Source organism: Haladaptatus ordinarius (genome assembly GCF_054177595.1).
Map to the genome: position 1 here is coordinate 108,013 of NZ_JBPEHH010000002.1, position 21,903 is coordinate 129,915.

The 21,903-nt window shown below is 62.2% G+C and carries 17 protein-coding genes; 7 read left to right on the top strand and 10 right to left on the bottom strand.

Going from position 1 to position 21,903, the window contains the following annotated elements; genetic code table 11:
* Positions 1-84: 84 nt before the first annotated feature.
* Entirely contained in the window at positions 85-861 is a 777-nt protein-coding gene (locus ACR3FF_RS01935; protein WP_458185550.1) for an SDR family NAD(P)-dependent oxidoreductase, read from the bottom strand.
* Positions 862-1,100: 239 nt separating this feature from the next.
* Between ACR3FF_RS01935 and ACR3FF_RS01940 the strand changes: the two genes are divergently transcribed.
* The 4 genes from ACR3FF_RS01940 to ACR3FF_RS01955 all read left to right on the top strand — a co-directional run bounded on the left by ACR3FF_RS01940 (position 1,101) and on the right by ACR3FF_RS01955 (position 6,327).
* Entirely contained in the window at positions 1,101-2,798 is a 1,698-nt protein-coding gene (locus tag ACR3FF_RS01940; protein ID WP_458185552.1) for a class I adenylate-forming enzyme family protein, read from the top strand.
* Positions 2,799-2,989: 191 nt separating this feature from the next.
* Positions 2,990-3,520, top strand: a complete 531-nt coding sequence (locus ACR3FF_RS01945; RefSeq protein ID WP_458185554.1) for a hypothetical protein — start codon at positions 2,990-2,992, stop codon at positions 3,518-3,520.
* Positions 3,521-3,631: 111 nt separating this feature from the next.
* A complete protein-coding gene (locus ACR3FF_RS01950) occupies positions 3,632-5,224 on the top strand; it encodes a CocE/NonD family hydrolase (protein ID WP_458185556.1) in 1,593 nt (530 codons plus the stop codon).
* A 116-nt stretch (positions 5,225-5,340) separates the two neighbouring features.
* Positions 5,341-6,327 carry a TackOD1 domain-containing metal-binding protein gene (locus tag ACR3FF_RS01955; protein WP_458185558.1) on the top strand — a complete coding sequence of 329 codons (987 nt, stop codon included), beginning with the start codon at positions 5,341-5,343 and terminating at the stop codon, positions 6,325-6,327.
* A 13-nt stretch (positions 6,328-6,340) separates the two neighbouring features.
* Here the strand turns inward: ACR3FF_RS01955 and ACR3FF_RS01960 are convergent, their stop codons facing one another.
* From ACR3FF_RS01960 to ACR3FF_RS01985, 6 genes are all read right to left on the bottom strand, one after another.
* Positions 6,341-7,624, bottom strand: coding sequence for a hypothetical protein (locus ACR3FF_RS01960; RefSeq protein WP_458185560.1), 1,284 nt, complete (start codon positions 7,622-7,624; stop codon positions 6,341-6,343).
* Between the two features lie 19 nt (positions 7,625-7,643).
* Positions 7,644-8,057, bottom strand: coding sequence for a DUF6114 domain-containing protein (locus ACR3FF_RS01965; RefSeq protein WP_458185562.1), 414 nt, complete (start codon positions 8,055-8,057; stop codon positions 7,644-7,646).
* A 24-nt stretch (positions 8,058-8,081) separates the two neighbouring features.
* Positions 8,082-8,681, bottom strand: a complete 600-nt coding sequence (locus ACR3FF_RS01970; RefSeq protein WP_458185564.1) for a DUF6230 family protein — start codon at positions 8,679-8,681, stop codon at positions 8,082-8,084.
* Positions 8,682-8,897: 216 nt separating this feature from the next.
* Complete coding sequence (aceB, locus tag ACR3FF_RS01975) at positions 8,898-10,199, bottom strand: malate synthase AceB (protein WP_458185566.1); 1,302 nt, start codon at positions 10,197-10,199, stop codon at positions 8,898-8,900.
* A 1-nt stretch (position 10,200) separates the two neighbouring features.
* The gene (gene aceA / locus ACR3FF_RS01980) at positions 10,201-11,265 is read right to left on the bottom strand and encodes an isocitrate lyase (protein WP_458185568.1); all 1,065 of its coding nucleotides are present in this window, start codon (positions 11,263-11,265) and stop codon (positions 10,201-10,203) included.
* Positions 11,262-11,450 (bottom strand): hypothetical protein, encoded by a 189-nt coding sequence (locus ACR3FF_RS01985; protein WP_458185570.1) that lies wholly within the window; start codon positions 11,448-11,450, stop codon positions 11,262-11,264. Before ACR3FF_RS01985 ends, aceA begins: the two co-directional genes overlap by 4 nt.
* A gap of 344 nt (positions 11,451-11,794) precedes the next feature.
* On the opposite strand from ACR3FF_RS01985, the gene ACR3FF_RS01990 reads away from it, so the two are divergent.
* Entirely contained in the window at positions 11,795-15,232 is a 3,438-nt protein-coding gene (locus ACR3FF_RS01990) for a PAS domain S-box protein (protein ID WP_458185572.1), read from the top strand.
* Between the two features lie 81 nt (positions 15,233-15,313).
* On the opposite strand, the gene ACR3FF_RS01995 is transcribed toward ACR3FF_RS01990, so the two are convergent.
* A complete protein-coding gene (locus ACR3FF_RS01995; protein WP_458185574.1) occupies positions 15,314-15,727 on the bottom strand; it encodes a hypothetical protein in 414 nt (137 codons plus the stop codon).
* Between the two features lie 152 nt (positions 15,728-15,879).
* Here ACR3FF_RS01995 and ACR3FF_RS02000 point away from each other — a divergent pair, with 152 nt between their 5' ends.
* Entirely contained in the window at positions 15,880-16,956 is a 1,077-nt protein-coding gene (locus tag ACR3FF_RS02000) for a saccharopine dehydrogenase family protein (protein WP_458185576.1), read from the top strand.
* Positions 16,957-17,264: 308 nt separating this feature from the next.
* Here the strand turns inward: ACR3FF_RS02000 and ACR3FF_RS02005 are convergent, their stop codons facing one another.
* Positions 17,265-18,914, bottom strand: coding sequence for an acyl-CoA synthetase (locus ACR3FF_RS02005; protein WP_458185579.1), 1,650 nt, complete (start codon positions 18,912-18,914; stop codon positions 17,265-17,267).
* A gap of 100 nt (positions 18,915-19,014) precedes the next feature.
* Positions 19,015-19,845, bottom strand: a complete 831-nt coding sequence (locus ACR3FF_RS02010; RefSeq protein ID WP_458185581.1) for a helix-turn-helix transcriptional regulator — start codon at positions 19,843-19,845, stop codon at positions 19,015-19,017.
* A 214-nt stretch (positions 19,846-20,059) separates the two neighbouring features.
* On the opposite strand from ACR3FF_RS02010, the gene ACR3FF_RS02015 reads away from it, so the two are divergent.
* Positions 20,060-21,841 carry an FAD-binding protein gene (locus ACR3FF_RS02015; RefSeq protein WP_458185583.1) on the top strand — a complete coding sequence of 594 codons (1,782 nt, stop codon included), beginning with the start codon at positions 20,060-20,062 and terminating at the stop codon, positions 21,839-21,841.
* Positions 21,842-21,903: the final 62 nt, after the last annotated feature.

Genomic DNA, 21,903 nt, shown 5'->3' on the forward strand with positions numbered 1-21,903 from the left:
ACTGTGAAGATTAATCATAAATGTTTTTTCGACCATAATCAGACAAATCGGACGGACTGACGAGGAGCGACACGGTCGAGACGGTTAGAACGAGAAGAGGTCGACGCCCCCTGTGACGCCGACCACTTGCCCCGTGATGTAGTTCGCTTGCTCACTGGCAAGGTACGCGACGAGATTCGCCACGTCCTCTTCCCGACCTAACTGGCGCATAGGCGTCGCCTCGGCGATGCGACCGAAGTACTCGTTGACCTCCTTGAGCTGGTCGAGCGGGAGGTCCGCCAGGGCTCCGACGACGATGCTCGGCGTCAGGACGTTCGAGGTCACGCCGTGTTGGGCACCTTCGAGCGCGAGCGTCTTCCCGAATCCGATGAGTGCGGCCTTCGTCGCGGCGTAAGACGCCTGTCCGTACCCGCCCTGCCAGCCAGCCATCGAACTCATCGTGACGATACGGCCCCACTCTCGCTCACACATCGCGGGAAACACCTCGCGCGTGATGTTGTACGTCCCGGTGAGGTTGACTGCCATGTCGCGGTCCCAGAGTTCGTCGTCGTAGTCTTCGAGTTTCGACTGGGCGTCGACCATCCCGGCGTTGTTGACGAGAACGTCGATACCGTCGAATTCGTCTTCTATCTCTTCGACGGTCGTCGTCACGTCCTCGCGGTCGGTGAGGTCGCATTCGACCGCGACCGCCACGTCGCCATCGTCGTTGATACCGTCCACGACCGACTGTGCGGCCTCTAAATCTACGTCGAGGACGACGACCTCCGCGCCTTCCGCCGCGAGCGTCTCACTGTCGACGCTTCCGATTCGTCCACCGCCGCCGGTAACCACCGCAGTCTTACCATCGAGTCCGAAATCCATACCGTCTGTATCGTCGGAAACGGGCATGAAGTTGGTTGTTCACCTGATACGCGGTGTTTTATATCGACGGGGAAGTATCGAGACCGCTGGAGTAACCGGGAGCGTTCGTGAGCGACGGAGGCCTCGCCCGGCACCGAGGTGACGACGCTCGACGGCAGTGGTACCACATCGTCTCGTGTCTTCAAAGGCAGTCTATACGGAGCACATCAGATTAGACGTTGCTTGAGCAAATACAACACATGTCACAGTCGGAATCGAAGGTCGAAAAGCCGTGGTTCCGTGAGTACCGCGAGTTCGGTATCCCGGAATCGCTTCGTCCGTATCCCGAGATGCCGGTACACAAGATTCTCGAAGAAGCCGCGACGGAGTATCCCGACGCCGGCGTCGTCCAGCACGGTCGTACCGTCACGTATCCCGAACTACACGAGCACGTCGAACGACTGGCGACGGCACTCCGAGAGCGTGGCGTCGAGAAGGGAGATCGCGTCGCGACCGTCCTCCCCACGTCCGTCCAGTTCATCGTCGCCGAACACGCCATCACTCGGGCGGGCGGCGTTCACATCCCGAACGACTTCCTCGACGCGGAAGACGACCTTGCGTACCGACTCGAACAGGGAAACCCGCAGGTACTCATCGGGAACGCAGCGCACAGCGACCTGCTGTACGACCTGTACGACGACCTGGACATCGACCACCTCCTGCTGACAGAGGTCGAAGACTACTCGGCCGCCCCGCCGACCCACGACGAGGCCCGGGACGCCGAGTGGTTCGTAGACGTCGTCGAGAAGACGAACCGGAACCCACCGGACGTCGAGTTCGACGTCGAAACCGACGTGCACACCATCCTGTTCACCGGGGGAACCACCGGCCGACCGAAGGGATGTCTGCTCTCGCACCGCAACGTGCTCGCCAACGCCCGGCAGGGGGTCGCGAGCATGTCGCAGTTGGCGACGATGCTCCGGGGCACCGAATCCGCGCTCCTCGCACTTCCCATCTACCACGCTTACGGCTACTCGGTCGCCCACTCCCTGCTCGACCTGCCGGTCACCGTCTTGCTCGCACCCGACCCCCGCGATACGACACGAATGGTCGACCTCATCGACGAGCACGGTCCGGTGTTGCTGTTCGGCGTGCCGACGCAGTTCATGGACATCGTAGAGGAAGAACTCGACACGAGCGTCGTCGGCATCTCCGGGTCGGCCCCGCTCGCGAGCGAGACAAAAGAGACGTTCGAACGCCACGGCACCGGTGTCTCACAGGGCTACGGCCTCTCCGAGATGTCTCCCATCACCCACTTCGACATCCGCGGCGTCTACGAGATGATGCTCGGGGCCAACTCCGACAGTTTCGATAGTCTCGACCAGCCTACCATCGGCGTTCCGGTTCCCGATACCGAGGTCAAACTGGTCGACATCGACTCCGGCGAGGAGATTCCGATGGAGCGAGCCATCGAAGACGACCTGGAGGGAGAGATGTATCTGAACGGCCCACAGCGGATGCTCGGCTACCTCGACGCCGAGTCCTCGCCGTTCGACGACGAGGGGTTCGTGCCGACGGGGGACGTGGTCAGAATCGACGAACAGGGCCGCTTTTACGTCGTCGACCGCGTCAAGGACATGATCAACGTCTCGGGCCTCAAAGTGTACTCGGAGGAAGTCGACGAGATACTGTTCGGCCACGAAGGGGTGCGCCGTCCGGCGACCGTCGGCGTGCCTGACCCCGAACGACCGGGTAGCGAGCGCGTGAAGGTGTACGTCGAACCTGAACCCGCCGCCGAGGGTGAGCTCACGGCGTCCGACGTCCGGGATTTCCTCGCGGACAAAGTACCCCGACACGCACGTCCCGACGCCGTCGAGTTCGTCGAAGAGATTCCACAGACCGCTATCGGCAAGACCGACAAGAAGCGACTCAGGGAGCGACACGCCGACGAGAGCTGAAACGGCGACAGACTACAGACTACTCGACGATACGAGTGGTTTCACGCCCTGTTCTCGAAATTGTACCCTGGGATGGAGCAACGCGGTGAACTACCGCGTCGGTGACCCGGACGGGTGCGTCGCCCGGTGATAAAAACGACCGTGCAAACGGTGCGGTAGTTTCATCGACGGGTGTGAACATTCCACAATCGATGATGTCCGTACAACTGCGGTCACGAACTGCTCTCTCCAGAGAGGAAGTACACGCGGCGACGCTGGCGGCACTCGCCGGCGCACTTCTCGTCGGCATCCTGCTCCAAGCCACCGACAGCAGCGTCGCGGTCGCCGAGTTCGGGCGACTCGTGGGCGCCAGCTACTCGGTCGGATGGATAGTACTCATCGTCGTCAGTGCCGCGTTCGCCCTCGTCTTCGTCGAGTTCCTGTCCCGAACGGTCAACTCCTTCGTCACGAAGGTCATCACGATGTCGAGCCAGCAAGAACACCTCCAAAAGCTACTGGTGCCGCTTCTCCGACGGTCGGCGCTGACGTTGACGGCGTTCAATCTCGGCCTCGCGTACGGACTCGCGCTGGCACTTGGCTTCTACGTGTTCTTGATGCCGGTCTGGTTACGATACGTCGCGAACGTCCCGACGCCGGTTCCGAATCTGGATTTCGGGGTGCTCGTGTGGGTGCTGTACGGTGGCGTCCTCGGCGTCGTCTACGGACAGGTGATGGAGAAGTGACCCCCCTCGCCCGAGGCCCCTCAAAAACGACCGGTCAGTACCGGCGTCGGTGACTTGGTCGGTCGCCACCCAACCGTCGGTATGCGCGACGAATCCGTACGACGTTCGTCGGTGGGCGACCTCGACCGTCGAACCGTCCTTCGGGGACTGCTCGCCGGCGCGACGGCGACCGGCACGAGCGTCACAGCGACCGCGGAGAGCGACGATGCCCCCTTCGACCGCACCACCGTCCAGATAGCCTCGTTCGACGGGACGACGCTCGTCGGCAGTCTCTACGAACCGACCGCGACGGGCCCCCACCCGGCGATGCTCCTCACCCACGGGTGGGGTGCAGACCGAAACGCCGACTACGTCCAGCGGATGGCCGAACTGTACGCCGAAAACGACTACGTCGTGCTGGCCTACGATTCGCGGGGATTCGGCGAGTCGGGAGGAGAAGTCGGTCTCGACGGTCCCAAGGAAGTACAAGACGCCCGGGAACTCGTGACGTGGCTCGCCGGGCGAGAGACCGTTCGGACGGCCGACGACGACCCCGAGAACCCTGCTATCGGGATGGACAGCCTCTCGTACGCCGGCGGCATCCAGTTGAACGTCGCGGCCCGCGACGACCGACTCGACGCCATCGTCCCCCGATGGGCGTGGCACGACCTCGTCTACTCGCTCGCGCCGAACGGCGTCGTCAAGGCTGGCTGGGCATCGCTCCTGTTTGCGGTCGGTATCACCGGTTCGCGTGGTCTCACGTCCGGTGACGGCGCGCCCGGAGACGAAGACCTCCGCTACGGAGTGTCCCCGAAACTCCACCGAATGATGACCGAAGCCTCGGTGACGAACCAACTCTCGAACGAATCGAAGGCGTATCTTCGGACGCGGTCTGCGGCGACGAAACTCGACGCCATCGACACGCCAACTCTGCTCGTCTCCGGGTGGCCCGACACGCTGTTCACGCCGAACGAGGCCATCTGGACACACGACGCCTTACGAGAACGCGACGTACCGACTCGCCTGTTGTTCTTCCAGGGCGGCCACACCCTGACCGACACTGCCGGGGCGGCACAGCGAGCGTACATCGACGCCGTCGCGCTGGACTGGGTAGACACACACGTCCGTGGCGATGGCAATGTCGACCTGCCGTCGGTCACGTACTACGAGCCACAGACTGACGAGTGGCGAACGGCGGACGCGATACCACCGACGCACGCGAGTTCGCGCGCGTTCGCGCTCGGGGACGCGCGTGCGAAAGAAAGCACAATCGTCGTGAACAGCGCCGCCCCCACCTCGTCGAGTCAGTTACTCCCCACGAATCGCGACCTGACCGACGCGACCGCTACCGATTTCGACTTCCCGCTGGCAGACGACTTCGAGGTACTCGGTGCGCCCGAACTTCGATTACAGGTCGAACCCCTTGGCCCTGAGATGCATCTGTTCACCAAACTCGTCCACTGCCACGACGGACGGGCGACTCTCCTCGGCAATCAGGTGACGCCCGTGACGGTCGAAGGCGAACCCGGAACCGTAGAGACCGTCGACGTCGAGATGACGGCGGTGCAGCGCCAGTTCGACGCGGGCGACGTCCTCCGATTCACGGTGTCCACGACCGACGCAGGATTCTATCCGTCGCGGGATTCGGCGGGTGCGCGTCTCTACCATTCGAGCGACCGGCCGGCGACGCTCGTCCTGCCCACGATGAAAAACGGCGGTCGATAGCATTTCTCGAGGGCGGGGATTTTCGACTCCGTTCTCCCGAACCCCAAAGAACATTTATAAATTAATGATTACCCCTTGAGTGATGATTAAATAGACGAACATTGTTAGTTCCCACCATGGCTTCACCGGGCACGGTACGGTTGATGTCTGCTCTCTGGGAGGGTTCACTCGACGGGGTTCAGCCGATACTCGACGTCGAAACGGGCGAGGTCGCCTATCCCGATGCCGACGAACACCTGGACGACAGAGACGGCGAGCCGTTCGACGTGTTGGAGACCCTCGCGGAACGTGGCCGCCTCCAGCGTGAATTTCAGGAAAAACAGTACATCTGTCCCCGCTGTGAGACGAAAGGGATGCAGTATACGACTGCGTGTCCCGCCTGCGAATCGCCGCAAACGATTCGGACGGACCGCTACCGACATCCGGACTGTGGGTACGAAGGTGTCCGAGAGCAGTTCATCGAAGCAGAGGGTGTGGTCTGTCCGGAGTGCGAGACGGAACTGGAATCGCTACAACACCTCGAATCGGACGCCGGATACGTCTGTGAGGAGTGCGAGGAAATCTTCGAGACGCCCGCAGACCGGCTGCGGTGTCGGGAATGTTACTCCGTGTTCCCACCGATCCAGACCGTCGAGCGCGTCCTGTACCAGTACTACCTCAGCGACCGCGGTGCCGAGTGGCTCGAAGACCAGCTGACCGCACGACAGCAGGTCGCCGATATATTCGAGGATAGAAAACTGAAGACGGAAATCGACACGACGGTGACCGACCGGGACGGTGAGGAGACGCCTGTTCACGTCTTCGCGCGGGACGAACTGCTGAACGACCGCGTCGTAGCCGCCGTCCACGAACGACCGGACGAAAGCGACGTGGCGGAACTGAAAGCCATCGCCTCGGACGTGGACGCACGGGCGACCCTGATCACCACGTCCGGGGAGGTCGTCGGAGAGGACGTCGACGCGCTCGTCGCGGGAGATGGGATGACCGTACTGAGCCTGGAAAACGGCACCCTCCACCGGGAGTACGAGACGACGGTCGGGGTCGACACGCAAAACTCGTTCGTCGGCCGTATCGCCGACATCTTCAAGCCGCAGAACGGATAGCACCGAACCTCGTTCACGCCATCGCGGACGCCGTGAACTGTCTCGACAGGATTCCGTCGTCCTCGGTCGTCGTCGTACCCGAGTCACCGTCCTCGGTCGAGGTACTCTCTTCCGTCGTGTCCGACGTCGTCGTCTGATTTGTGAGGTCCGACACGGCGTCTGTCGTGTCGTCCGTCGTCGTGGTCGTCTCGACGGTCGTGGTCTCGGTGCTCACCGTGTCCTCGACTCCGTCTGAAACGGTCGACGTGGTATCTTCGACGCTCGTCGAGGTGTTCTCGACCGTGTCTTTCGTGTCGTCCACGCTGTCGCTCACTGTCTTCGTCGTATCCTCGATGGAGTCGGTCGTGTTGTCGACGCCATCCGTCACGTCGTCCGTGGTATCGTCGACCGTGTCGGTCGTGTTATCGACGGTGTCAGTCGTCTCGTCAGTCGTATTCTCGACGGTATCGGTCGTGTCGTCGACACCGTCCGTCACGTCGTCCGTGGTCTCATCCACGGTATCGGTCGTGTTCTCGACCGTGTCGGACGTCTCGTCGATGGTGTCTTTTACGGTGTCGGTCGTGTTGTCGACGCCATCTTCGACCTGGTCCGTCGTGTCGTCCACGGTGTCGGTCGTGTTCTCGGCACCGTCTTCGACCGGGTCCGTCGTGTCGTCGACATCACCGGGTGTTTCCGTCCGATTTTCTACCCCGTTGGTCGAGTTCGGCAGCGTCTCGCCTGGCTGGTCGCCCCCGACGTCGTCCGGTACCCGTTTGGACGGGTCGGTTACGTTTCCGTCGCCGGTCGTCCCATTCTGGCTCCCGTCGCCGGACTCGGCCTCCTCGAACTGGGAGAGCAGTTGACGACCGACCTGCTTCGGAACTCGGAAGCTAATCGCGTCGGCCGTCGCGTGCTCGAACAGGAGGTTCGGCCCGCGAACGGTCGCACCCTCGAACACCGCCCGTCGGAACGTGAGTCGGACGCCCTGGGCACCGTCCGTGCTGTTTGTCTCCAGACACACCTCTTCGGCGTGGAATCTATCCATTCGAATGGTCAGTACTGCGTCGCCCGAACCGTCGTTCGACCCGCCGTTCTCCTCGACGTACCCCGAAACTGCCCCGTCGACGTGCAGGTTCTCCGCATCCTGGCCGAACGCAGGGAACGAAACGTTTCGATACGTCACGTCACTGAAACAGTTCGTCGTGCCCGACACGACGCTGTCTGCCGACCCGCCGGTGTCGTCGGTCAGCCCCGACACGGGAGCGACCGAGGCGAACGCGACACAGAACACCACTGCGATAGTTATCGAGTGACCCATCGACACTCACACTCGCGTTTTACGCCACCGCAGTCTGTTCGTTGGCACTCGATTCGGTCTCGCTGGGACCTTCCCACGCCACGCACATCGCGCCGCCGATGACGCCGAACATCATTCCGATGCCGAACCCGCCGAGTGCACCGACGATGGACGCGATGGAAAGCAGGATGCCTGCCGCGCCGAAGAACTCCGCGAACTCCGGTTTGAGGAGCGCGAACGCTCCACAGAGGATGACGAACACCGCGAACACCAGCCCGGCGAACATGAACATGCTCGGGACGAGCGCGAAGTTTATGGCGAGTTCGGCGGGGATGATGCCGATGATGAGGCCGCCGAGGAGGACGAAGATGCCACCCCAGAAGGGTCGCTCGTGTCTCCACGACGCGAACTGTGACCGGTACGATGCGAACTGTGAGCCGTACGTTGTGGACATTGTGAAATTCCTCGCGTTATCCGATTAGGCCGCACACTGGTTCTTCGGGAACTTGGTGTCGTCTTCGGGGTTCACCTTCGTCTGCACGTGCGTCCCGGACAGCGTGATACTGCGCAGGAACTGGCTCTGTGCGCGAATCTCGCCGTCGTTGATGATTATCTTCGGAGCCGAGAACGTGATGGAGTCTTGCATGTTACCGCTCGTTCCCGACTGAATCTTCTGGTTCTTGAACTGGAGGTCGCCACGGAGATAGGTGAACTTTTGTGTCATCCCACTGAACTTCACCGGCTCGTTGGACGCGATGAGAACGCGCACCGTGTTGCCGCCGCCCGGCATCTCCTTTGGAACCTCGATGTCCTTGTAGAGTTTGAGGTTCTTGATCGTCCCCTGGTCTATCTTCGCGACCGCCGACGGGTAGGCCGCACACTCACTGGAGTTTTCCATCGTCGCGTACTGCTGGAATCCCTGCCCCTCCAACTGGTCGAAGGTCACTGTAAACCCACCGACACCGGCCGTCGGCACCGCGACGGCGGCGCCGCCGGTCATGATTGCGCCAACGACGCCCGTCTGAAGCACTAACGCTGCAACCATCGTCACCGCGAACTTCCTGGTATCGATTGCCATACACGAGTTCATACATCTTAATATATTAATGGTTGTTGTGGCTAAAACCAGCCATATATAAGTAAAGACCAGTAAGTCAAATTAATTACTGTAAAAATAATGTGAGAATACCAAGTATTGTATATTATAACATTCTAGAAAACAGCCGTGGCAGACCTGCGATTCCCGACGGTCGGGGAACGGATGCCCGTTCTGCTCGGACACCGCTGTTGTGGTCTATCCGACGTTCATCGCACGCTCGACGACGTCCTCGCTATACAACTCCGCCAGCGCCTCGTGTTGGTCGGGACGGTTCTTGTAGACGTCCTGGAACAGGGTGATCGGCGTCATCGCGGCCTGGTAGGTCGCTTCGTCCCACATCCGATCTTTGTTTATCTCTATCTCGATTCCGTCGACGACGAGCGTCGCCGTCTGCGTCATGGAGATGGCACCTTTTCCGGCTTCTTTGGCCGCTTCGAACTCCTCCATCGAGTCGACGATGTCGTCCATGCTCGGGACGTACTCGGTCAGGTCGAGTAGCTCCTCGCGCAACTCGTCTTCGTCGAGTTCGCGCTCGTCGCTCCCGACCTGAAGGACGTACCCGCTGCTGGTCTCCTCCAGACCGATACGCTCACCGTCGTAGAACTGGTAGCCGTCCTCCGCTTCGAGTTCTATCTCGCGGCCGTCGGCGTCTATCAGCCAACTGCCAGTCTCCGGCGGCAGCGGTGCCGTGTTCGCCTCGACGACCTGTCCAGGGGTCAGCGACCAGATGCCGATCATCCCTTTGGCCTGGTTGTCGGTCATCCGCTCGTTGTAGCCCTCCGTGTCCCGGATGTCGTCGTACGGTCCGTCGACCGCGATGAGACCAGCGGCACTCGCGCCTCGGGACGTGTTGTGGCGTAGCTCCGCCCACGGCGGCAGTCCGCCGGTGGGCGTTATCGCACGCATGTCCTTGGTGTAGTCGACCTCCCCGTCCACGAGGAGGAAGAGGCGTTCGAGGTTGTTGTCGGGCTTGCCCATCTCCTCGCGGAGGTCGCCCATCGCCAGTTCTGCCGCCGCGCTCTCGATGATGACCGACATCGCGATGCTGCCTTCTTCGAGACCGTACTCGTTCTCGACGATGGTGATGAACTCGTCGGCCTTCTTCCAGTCGTCGATGCCTCCGACCTCGGGAACGACGAACCCGTCGATGTGCTCGATGGCACCCTTTTCGGGGTCGGCTATCTGGAGGATGTGCTGGAAGCCCTGATACCGGGTACCGGGGCTATCCCGGTGCCAGACGATGCGGGGGTGGATTTCCCCCGGGAAGTCCGCCCCGTGTTCGGCGACCACCTCGACGATGTTCCCGGCACCCTCGTCGCGCATCGACGGGGCCGTCGCGTCCTCGTTGTCCGGAACCCAGACGTCCGGTGCCTGCATCCCGCGTAGCTGGGCCGCACTGCGAATCATCTTGGCGGAATCGTCTTCCCCCTCCACCGCCGTCGGAGAGGTGAAGAACGTTCGCACGAACTCCCGGTCGTGTTGACGCTGAGCGCTCATGTCAGTCGTCCTGCTGTTCGGGGGTGACGACCGTCTCGCCCTCGTCGGAGTCGGACGTGATGGGCTCGTCCTCACCCTCGCTGTATCCCGCAGACCCCTCGATACGCTCGCGGGCTTCGGGGTCGAACTGCTTCTCGATGTCCTGGTACCGGCTCACGAACGAGAGTTCGTGGTGTGACTCGGTCGGGTGACCGAGATACCGCCCTTCGAGGTCGAACTGTGCCTGTTCGTCCTCTTCCGCCAGTCCTTTGAAATCCTCGTAGACGCTGTGTGCGCCGGAGTGAAGCGCGAACAGAGTGATGAAGATGTACTTGTAACCGAGGTCACCCAGCTCCTGGAACGTGAGCGGGTCCTCTTCTTCGGACCACGCGAACGACGAGGAGTAGTTGAACGCGAGTTTGAGGTCGGGGTGGGTCTCGTGGATGGTTTCTGCGTACTCGACCGCATCCTCTCGACTCGGGTCGGGCATCTCGGGCCAGACGATATCGACGCCTGCGTCCGCGTAGATACGGCCGCGTTCGAGGTGTTCTTCCCAGTCGCCGTTGGCCGAGCCGTACGCGTCGGTTCGGGCGATGATGATGGTGTCGTCCGACTGTTTTGCGTCCACTGCGGCCTCGAACCGGGCGCGGGCGTCCTCCCGCGAGACGATTTGCTTGCCCGCGATGTGGCCACATCGTTTCGGCGTGGTCTGGTCTTCGATGTGGATGGCGGCGACCCCGGCCTTCTCGTACTCACGGACGGCCCGGCGGACGTTGTGGATGCCACCGTAGCCAGTGTCACAGTCCGCGATGACGGGGAGGTTGCAGGCCTCCACGATGCGTTTGGCGTTCTCGACCATCTCGGTCATCGTCACCATTTCGAGGTCGGGGAACCCGAACTGTCCCAGCACAGTCGAGTAACCGCTCATGTACGCGGCGTCGAGCCCGGCCATCTCGGCGAGGCGGGCGTCGAGCGCGTGATAGAGTCCAGGTGCGAACACGTAGTCCTGGGTGTTCAGCATCTCGCGGAGCTCTTTTCCTGCGCGGTTCTCGATGTCCGTCGTCGTCACGTCTTTGTCCGAAATCATCGGTCGTCAGTGGTCGTATTCTGCAGCGTAGCTTCTATCTGTTCGAGTCGAGTGTGAATCGTCGCGAGTTCTCGCCGGAGTGCATCGACCTCCTCGGTCGATTGGGTCTGTCTCCCCGTGTGCGAGATGTTCGGAACGATTGGTCCTTCGACTTCGGTGCGGTCGTATCGAGTTCGGTTTGTCATATCAGTCGCGTCGTCTGTTGCGGTATCTGAAGGGCTGTTCTGTGACGGCGTTGGGGGTAGTCTGCCGATACAGGCATTTCTTTCACCACACTCAGGGTGAGCAGCGTCCGGGGTATAAACATTATGATTTATAATGTTAATATTCATTAATGCGTATTCACGCTCGAAGGGGCCATAAGGCGATATAATTGAGTGACAGTAACACGCAAGGAGGGCGGCTCTCTTCGATGCGGGAGACCGGGTTACCCGCCCACCTCGCCCGCAGATACCGCGCCGAACGACGCTCTCACGTCGCTCGAACCGGGAGGGAAAGGTCTATGAGAGCGTATTCGAGAAATAAATGCATGGATTCCGGGCAAGTTACCCCCGTCCAGGCACTCGGAGCCCTCGACAGAATCGGGACGGCGGGTGAACCAGTCACGGCGGGTGAGCTTGCGACGGAGTTAGATTGCACTCGAAAAACGGCCATCGAAAAGCTCGACGAACTCGTCGACCTGGGCAGCGTGAAACACAAGACGTTCGATGGCGAGAATCGAGTCTGGTGGCGAGCGGAAGCGTCCGAACGAAACGACCACTTGCAGTTCAATACGCTCGTCGACACGGTCAAAGAGTACGCTATCTTTCTGCTCGACTCCGACGGGCACGTAATGACGTGGAACGAGGGGGCGGCGGAGATGAAAGGCTACGATGCCGAGGAAATCGTCGGCAGACACATTTCCACCTTCTACACCGACGAAGACGTCGAGGCGGACGTTCCAGAGGAGAACCTCGCCATCGCAGCCGAGAAAGGACGAACAGAGGACGAGGGGTGGCGCGTCCGAAAGGACGGGACGCGGTTCTGGGCCAACGTCGTCATCACCGCACTTCGAGACGACGATGACACGCTCATGGGGTTCACCAAGGTCACACGCGACATGACCGAACGCCGGGAATCCCAGGAGAAACTCCGGAAAGAGCGTGACCTCGTCGATCAAGTCGTAGAAACCGCACCGGTAGGAATCTTCGTCATCACGCCCGATGGCACGCTCGTCCGTGCAAACTCACACGCGCTCGAGCTACTCGGCATCGAACGGTCGAGCGTCGAACGACACGACGTCACGGAGTGGAAACTCTACGACGAAGATGGTGAGGAGATTCCACCCGAGGACGGTCCGTTCACGCACGTCATCGAAACGGGCGAACCAGTCACCGACGACCGATACCAGGTCGAACTGCCGGAAGGGGGACGCCGGTGGCTCTCTATCAACGCCGTCCCCATCGAGGACGGCGCGTACGAGGTCGAGCGTATCGTCGTCGCCGTCGACGACATCACCGAACAGCGGGTGCGAACGAATCAACTCCGGCGAGAACGCAATCAGACCCGACAACTTCTCGAAACGTCGCCGATTTCGATTTCGGTTCGGGACGCCGACGGAACGGTGATACTGGCGAATCAGCGAACGCAGGAGGTCTTGGGCCTCACCGAGCGTGAAATCATCGAGGAACCGGAGGACATGGACGAGTGGCGGTTCTACGACACGGACGGCGAACCGCTCACGCCGGACGAGGCACCCGCAGCGCGTGTCCAGGAGACCGGCGAACCGATGTACGACGAGCGAGTAGCTATCGAGCGACCCGACGGAGAACGAAAGTGGTTCTCGGTGAACGCGGCCCCCCTGTTCGACTCCGACGGCAACCTCCGGCGAACCATCACCGCCAGCGAGGACATCACCGAACTCAAGGCGCGCGAACGCGAGTTGGAGCGACGCAAGAGCGAACTCGAGACCGAGTTGTCCGAAATCCTCGGCCGCATCTCGGACGCTTTCTACGCCCTCGACGAGGAGTGGCGGTTCACGCATGTCAACGAACGCGCCGAAGAGATCACCCAACACTCCGCAGAGGACCTACTCGGGGGGAACATCTGGGAGATATTCCCCGAGGCCGCTGGGGGTATCGTCTGGGACGAGTACCACGAGGCGATGGAAACCCAGGAGTCGACCAGTTTCGAGATGTACGACGAGGACCTCGACATCTGGGTCGAGGTCAACGCCTACCCCTCCGAGACTGGACTGTCGGTCTACTTCCACGACATCACCGAGCGCAAGGAGCGCGAACGGGCGCTCGAAGAGTCCGAACGACGGTACCGGACGCTGGCAGAACACTTCCCGAACGGTGGCATCAACCTGTACGACGGCGACCTCCGACTCACGCTCGTCGCGGGGCGAGCGTTCGCCAATCTGGATATGCCCCCCGAGGAACTCGAAGGGAAGACGGTTCGGGAGGCGTTGGACGAGTCGGCGGCCGACGTGCTCGAACCCGCGTATCGAACTGCACTCAACGGCACGCCAACCTCCGTCGAACTGGAGTTTGCCGACCGAGAGTGGATCGTTCGTGCAGTACCGGTCACCGACGAAGACGGAAACGTGTTCGCCGGGATGGCGATGGCACAGGACATCACCAAGCGCAAGGAGCGAGAACGGGCGCTCGAAGAGTCCGAACGACGGTACCGGACGCTCGCCGAGAACTTCCCGAACGGGTCTGTCGTCCTGTTCGACCACGGCCTCCGGTACACCCTCGTCGAAGGGAAACTCGCGGAGCGACTCGACATCGACCCCGAAAACATGGTCGGAAATCCGGTCGGTGATGTCCACCCACCGGAAGCGAGCGACGTGTTCGAACGGAACTATCGCGCTGCACTCGAAGGATACGAAAACTCCTTCGAGGTCACGTACGACGACCGCATCCTCCGCGTCTGGGCGATTCCGGTCCGGGACGACGACGGCGAGGTGTTCGCCGGGATGGGGATGTCACAGGACGTTACCGAACAGGTCGTACAGCGACAGGCGCTCGAAGAGTCGGAGCAGCGATACCGCACGCTCGCCGAGAACTTCCCGGACGGCGCAGTCGGCGTCTACGACCACGACCTCCGGTATCGGTTGGTGGAGGGCGCTATCTTCGACGAAATCCCACAGTCTTCCGAAGACCTCGAAGGACGAACTGTCGAAGAGGTGTTCCCACCGAAGAGTGCTCAAACCATCGAAACGCTCTTTCGCGATGCACTCGACGGGGAGACGAAAAGCAGCGAGGTCGAGTTCGCGGGGCGCATCTTCCAGGTCTGGGCGACACCGCTGCACGACCCGGACGGCGAGATAGTCGCCGGACTGAGCTTCTCCCAGGACATCACCGAGCGTAAGGAGCGCGAACAGAAGTTAGAGCAGTTTGCGAGCGTCGTCTCTCATGACCTTCGAAATCCGCTCGGAATCGCACAGGGGTATCTACGGATGGCACGAGAGGAGGGGAACCCGGAGGATTTCGACGAAGTGGAACGAGCGCTCGACAGGATGGAGACCATCATCCAGAATCTGCTCACCATGGCACAGGAGGGACAGACCATCGACGACCCCGAACCGGTCTCTCTCTCGGACGTCGTCGAGAGCGCGTGGCGGCACGTAGAGACACGCGAGGCGACCCTCCACGTCGAAACGAACCAGACGATTCTGGCCGACGGAGACAGGCTTCAGACGGTATTCGAGAACCTGTTTCGAAACGCCGTCGAACACGGCGGGAGTGACGTGAACGTGTACGTCGGCCCCCTGGAAGACGGGTTCTACGTCGAAGACGATGGGAGAGGAATCAGATCGGACAGTTCGGAGAAGATATTCGACTACGGTCATTCGGCGGGTGAGGGTACCGGATTAGGACTCGCTATCGTCCGCGAGATAGTAGACGCACACGGCTGGACCATCACCGCGACCGATTCACCGACCGGCGGTGCTCGATTCGAAACGCACGGCATCGAGTGACGAGCGGTCGGCGGCTACGGTGAGTCCGTTCTCGGACTGCCGACAGTCGTTCGTTTCGAACCCGACTCGCGTCCCGCAACCTTATCTCGACGTCGATTCTCCCCGCGTTCGAACGTCCCACTCGTCGGTCTCGCGCAGATAGTCAGGGATTTCGTCCACACTCCGTCGCTCGTGCAAAAAGACGGTCCCGTCTTCGACTGTGCCGCGGTCTAGGTCGACGAACAACCGTTCGAGACCGCTTTGCCAGCGTTCGTCCACCAGTTGCCGCCAGCACGCTTCGAACGCGACCTGTTCGGTTTCGGTTGGCCCGCCGAAGGTTCTGGCGACTTCGAGACAGCAATCGGGACAGTTGTAGACGGACACGGGGTCTGCGAGGGCGTGAACGTGTCCGTCGATGGTGACGACTGGGGCTCGTCGTTCCATCGCACCGTGGCGGTCACACACGGCGTTTTCGGGGTCGGTACCGACGTAGAGCGGGCGTAGATTCGATGTCATGGCTGGTGTGGGCCGACGATGTCGGGGCGACTCGCGGGGCGACACGAAGCCATCGAGTTTGAATCATCAACGGCTGACACAATCATGAAGCTATCGGCGGGTCGTCCAATCTGGCCCCGCCAGTTTTGTCGGTCGAAACTCAACAGGATGCTATGGGAAACGAACTGCTCGTCTACGGTTCGTACGGATACACCGGCGCACTGGTCGCCCGAACGGCGGTCGACGAGGGACTCTCACCAGTGCTCGCCGGTCGAGACGCCGAACGAGTCGAAGAACAGGCGATGGAACTCGGACTCGACCACCGCGTGTTCAGCCTCGAGCACCCGAACGTGGTCGAGAGACAGGTCGAAGACGTATCCGCCGTGCTGAACTGTGCCGGACCGTTCTCGAAAACAGCAGACCCGCTGATTGCTGCGTGTCTCGAGGCCGAAACGGACTATCTCGACGTCGACGGAGAAATCGACGCGCTCGAAGCCACCGCCGAACGCGACAGGGACGCCGAACGAGCAGGGGTTACCCTCCTCCCGTCGGTCGGGTTCGACACCGTCCCCACCGACTGCCTGGCCGCCCACCTCGAACGACAGTTGCCCTCAGCGACCCGTCTCCTGCTCGCAATCGACGGGCTGGGAACGTTCTCGCCCGGCACCCTGAAATCCATCGTCGAAGGCCTCGCCAGACCGGGGGCGGTTCGCGCGGACGGGGAGATTCATCCCGTTCCGGCGGCGTGGAAGACCCGACGAGTCGATTTCGGCCGGGGAACGAAGACCGCCGTGACCATCCCGTGGGGCGACGTGTCCACCAGTTACTACACGACCGGCATTCCGAACATCGAAACCTACGCCACGGTTCCAGAGCGGGCGGTCGGGGTAATGCGGCGAACGCGAGCACTCACGCCCCTGTTCGGTTCGGCACCGTTCCAGCAGGTCGCAAAGCGCATCGTCGACGCCGTGGTGTCGGGACCGACCGCCGACCAGCGTGCCCAGAGTACGACCCGCATCTGGGGCCGGGTCGAAGACGACGAGGGACGGCACGTCTCTGCCCGCCTCCGAACGCCGGACACGTACGAACTGACCGCCCAGACCGCGGTCGAGGCGGCCCGACGCACGCTCGCGGGCGAAGTCGCCTCCGGCTTCCAGACGCCGGCTTCGGCGTTCGGGGCCGACTTCGTCCTCGATTTCGAGGGCGTCGAACGCGAAGACGTGAGCGAGAAGACTGCGGTAGAGTCGTAACTGCTCACCGAGATTATTTCTTCTCAGCCGACGAGGATGGTTACGGAGTCGTGAGTGGTTGTTGGGCGATGAGTGTGATTTTTCGCGGAGTCGTGTCGTCTCCTGCTGCTTGAGCCTGGTCACGCCCTCACTCGGATGCTTCCCTCGCAGACGCTCCGCGTCTGCTCGGGTTCGCTTCCTCGTTCGCCCGTTGCCACCAGGCCCGCACGCAGTTGGTCGACCTGCCATCGTGAGTCGGCTGACCGACTTTCTGCTGGAAATCAGCAGGACGGGCAACCGCCAAAACACCGACAGTCGATCTTTCGTCGCTATTCGGTCTCGTCGCGCAGTTCGGTTCGCCGAATCTTCCCGGTCACCGTCTTCGGCAGTTCGTCCACGAACTCGACTTCGCGCGGGTACTCGTGTGCCGAGAGTTCCTCTCTGACGTGATGTTTGATGTCTTCGGCGAGGTCGGGAGACGGGTCTGTCCCCTCGCTCGGCACGATGTACGCTTTCACGATGTTGCCGCGCTCGGCGTGTGATTTCGGCACGACGGCGGCCTCCGCGACGGCGGGATGTTCGCCCAGCGAACTCTCGACTTCGAAGGGGCCGATGCGGTAGCCCGCACTGATGATGACGTCGTCGGCCCGGCCCTCGAACCAGAAGTAGCCGTCCTCGTCCAGGTGGCCGAGGTCGCCGGAGAGATACCAGTCGTTCACGAAACAGTCCGCCGTCTTCTCGGGTTTGTTCCAGTACTCGGCGAAGAAACAGGGGTAGTCACCGCGCTGGGCTATCTCGCCCGTCTCACCCGGTTCCAGTGGTTCGCCGGTCTCCGGGTCGACGACGGCGGCCTCAATTCCCGGGAGTGGTTTCCCCATGCTCCCCGGCCGCACTTCCATCGTCGGGTAGTTGTTGATTATCATGTTGCCCGTCTCGGTCTGCCCGTAGGTGTCGTGGATGGTGACGCCGAGCGTCTCCTCGCCCCACTCGACCACGCCCGCCGAGAGCGGTTCGCCGATGGAGAGCGCGTGCCGGAGGTCGAGGCTGGCGTCCTCCAGTACGCTCTCGTTCTCGCGGAGCATCCGATAGGCGGTCGGGACGCTGAACAGCACGTTGATGGGGAACTCGTCCAGCAGTCCGGCCCACGTCTCGGGGTCGAACTCGCCCTCGTAGGTGAACAGGCTGGCACCCCAGAACCACGCGCCGAGGGTGTTGATGGGGCCCGTCAGCCAGCCGAGGTCGCCGGTCGACCAGTAGAGGTCGCCCGGTTGCAGGTCGACCGCGAATCGTTGTGTCGCGGCGACGCCAGCGACCCAGCGGTGTTTGTGGAGAACGCCTTTCGCCAGCCCGGTCGTCCCGCTCGTGTAGTACAACAGTGCGTCGTCCTCGCCGCCCGTCTTCGCAGTCTCGTGCTCACGGCTCGCGTCCGCCATCGCGGCGTGATAGCTGACGTCGCCCTGTCGAACGCCCGTCCCATCGTCACTGACGACGACGACGTGTTCGACCGAGGGGGCGTCGTCCAGCGCCCTGGCGACGGTGTCTCGATTGCTCGGCGTCGTGACGACGACTTTCGCGTCACAGTCGTCGAGACGATAGGCGATGCCGTCGGGGCCGAATCGCTCGTTGACGCCGCCCCACACGCCGCCTGCTTTGAGCGTGCCGACGAGAGCGACGTAGTGTTCGGGGATGCGGGGCATGTAGGAGAACACCCGGTCGCCCGACGCCACGAGGTCGGAGAGGACGTTGGCGAACCGATTCGACTGCTCGGCGAGTTCCCAGAAGGTGAGTTTCTCGCGTTCGCCGTCCGTCCCTGCGTAGTAGAGTGCGACCTTCTCGCAGTCGTCCGCGTGCCGGTCACAAACCTCATGTGCGATGTTCAGTTCCTCCGGCGCGTTCCAATCGGCTTCGGCGTAGATATCGTCCCACTCGAAGGAGTTCCGTTCCTCGTCGTAATCGTGGAGATTGTGAGCAGACATCATACATTCAATCCACGATGGGCCGTATAATCGTTCCCCTACCACTCATCGATGGGTACTTTTCAACTCCGGCGGACGTCGGCGGTCACGCACTCTACGGCGGTCACGCAGTCTCTAGTCCTTCCTCGACGGCCCGCCGAAATCCCTGAAGCGTGTACTCCTCGATGCGAACGGCCTCCTCCTCGTAGGACTCGAAGACGGCACACGCCCACTCGCGCACCTCCGGCGAGTCGGTATCGACGAACACCTGGAGGGTTCTGGTATCCGTTTCGCAGACGCCGATGCCGACTCGGTCGTCGAAGATGGCGAGCGCGAACGGGAGGTCGTCGTGCAACCAGGCGGTGAGATGGCCGCTCGCACACGCTTCCACACACCGGTCCGGATAGCCCGTCAGTATCTCCTCGGTGACGCTGGGAACGCCGATGTTCTGGGTCTCTACCCTGTCGACGATGTGCTCTACTATCTCGTCCATGTAGATGGGGGCGATGGCGTCCATGTCGAGACCGCGGAGCGTGTCAGTCTCTCGGACGAGCGTGACGAACCGACGTACCGGACTGTAGGGGTCGCCGCGGTCGGTTCGCGTCACCGTCGCACCACGGAACGCTTCGACGTCTATCTCGACCGGTGCATCCCGCACGGCCTCCAACACGGGAGCGAGATGGAGCACCGAACTGGCTTCTTCCTTGAACGTGACCAGCGTCTTCCTGAGCAGTTCTCCCACCTCCGTGAGCGCGAACTCGCCTGCTTCCTTCTCGATTAGGCCCAACTTGCCTAGCAGTCGAGTGTGACGATGGCTGGTCGCTCTCGACACCGCCAACCGCTCCTGTAGCTCCCGTCGGTCGAGCGACCCCTGCTGGAGTTCTTCGAGCAGCGGCGACCGCCGAAGCAGGTCGATGAGCAGGTCGGTTTCGTCGGCCGTGCCTGTGCCAACCATACACACACTCGGTGTTCGAGTACATTAGTTCTGTCTCAGCGGGTGAGACAGCCTCATCAACGCCCTCACGACGGGGTAAAATATCACTAGTTGATTACATTTCCCATGCGACCGTAGCGTCGTCTATGTCTCTCGAAGAGACACCGATTGCAGGCACAGACGACAGAATACGGCTCACAACGAGCCACCGAGTAGATGACGGGAGAACGACCCCATGACAGCAGACACCGAAACGCAGCAAGCGAACGAAACGCTCGTGCGGAGACTCGTCGACGCGGTGTGGAACGACGGCGACCACGGCCAACTCGACGACCTGTGCGCGACGGACGTGACCATCCACGACCCCGTGACGCCCACGACGATACACGGGACGGAAGGCTACGAACGGTACGTCTCACGATACCGACGTGGCTTTTCGGACCTGACGGTGACCGCCGAGACGTTCGACACCACTGACGAACTGGTGGCGGTTCGAACGACCGGGCGGGGAACCCACGACGGCGGGTTCCGCGGTCGTGAACCGATGGGCGAGGAAAGCACTCTCGCTGGACTACAGGTGTTCCGCGTCGAGGACGGCACCATCACGGAGTGGTCGGGGACGCTCGTCGGCGAAAGCGAACTGTCGTCGTTCCGTGAATCGTTCGGCGGGCGGGTGGTCGGACCCGGCGACGAAGACTACGACGAGGTTCGAGCCGTCTGGAACGGAATGATAGACCGCTATCCCGCCCTCGTCGCTCGCTGTACCGGCGTCGCCGACGTCATCGCCGCCGTGGACTTCGCTCGGGAGAACGACCTGTTGGTGGCCGTCCGCGGCGGCGGACACAACGTGGCGGGCACCGCCGTCTGTGACGGTGGACTCGTCGTCGACTGCTCGCCGATGACGGGCATCCGAGTCGACCTCGACACGCAAACTGTCCACGCACAGGCCGGCGTCACGTGGGGCGAACTCGACCGCGAGACGCAGGCCTTCGGTCTCGCCACCCCGGGCGGCGTCGTCTCGACGACCGGCATCGCGGGATTAACGCTCGGTGGGGGTCTCGGCTGGCTCCGGCACAAGCACGGGCTGACCATCGACAACCTCCGGTCGGTCGACGTCGTCACGGCCGCTGGCGAGTTCCTGACGGCGAGCGAGACGGAGAACCGTGAACTGTTCTGGGGTATCAGGGGGGGTGGCGGCAACTTCGGCGTCGTCACGTCGTTCGAGTACCGACTCCATCCGGTCGGTCCCGAGGTGATGTTCGCCGGGGCGATGTACCCACTCGAAACGGCCAGAGACATCCTCCCCACGTGGCGCGAGTACATGGCCGACGCACCCGAGGAGGCGTCCGCGGAAGCGGCGTTCTGGACGGTGCCCGAGGTTCCGGATTTCCCCGAGGAAACCCACGGGGAACCGGTCGTCGCACTGCTCGCGGTGCACTGCGGTTCGGTCGAAACGGGACGGCGCGTCCTTCAACCACTCCGCGAGTTCGACGAGCCGCTCGTCGACCTGAGCGCCCCGACACCGTACGTCCAGGTCCAGCAGATGTTCGACCCGTTCCTTCCCGAGGGCGAGTTGAACTACTACTGGAAGTCGATCGAACTCGATTCGCTCGACGACGAGGTCGTCGATGCGGTCGTGACCGCCGCCGAGAACCGACCGTCCCCGCGGACGATAATGCCTATCTGGCACCTCGGCGGTGCGATGGGCCGCGTCGGTCCGACAGAAACGGCTTACGGCGACCGGAGCGCCACGTATCTGCTGAGCATCGATTCGACGTGGGACGACCCAGCCGACACGGAAGAGAACGTCGCGTGGACGCGGGAGGTCTGGGCCGACATGCACCGGTTCTCGGACGGCAGTTTGTATCTGAACTTCCCCGGATTCAACGAGGAGGGCGAGGAGTTGGTTCGGGCCGCCACGGGCGAGGACAACCACGAACGCCTGGTCGCGTTGAAAGACAAGTACGACCCGACGAACCGGTTCCGGACGAACCAGAACGTCACGCCGACGGTCTGAGCCCCGTCCCGACCGACACGTCGCCGACGCGGTGGGTCGGGACGGTCCGTCTCCTCTCGGCG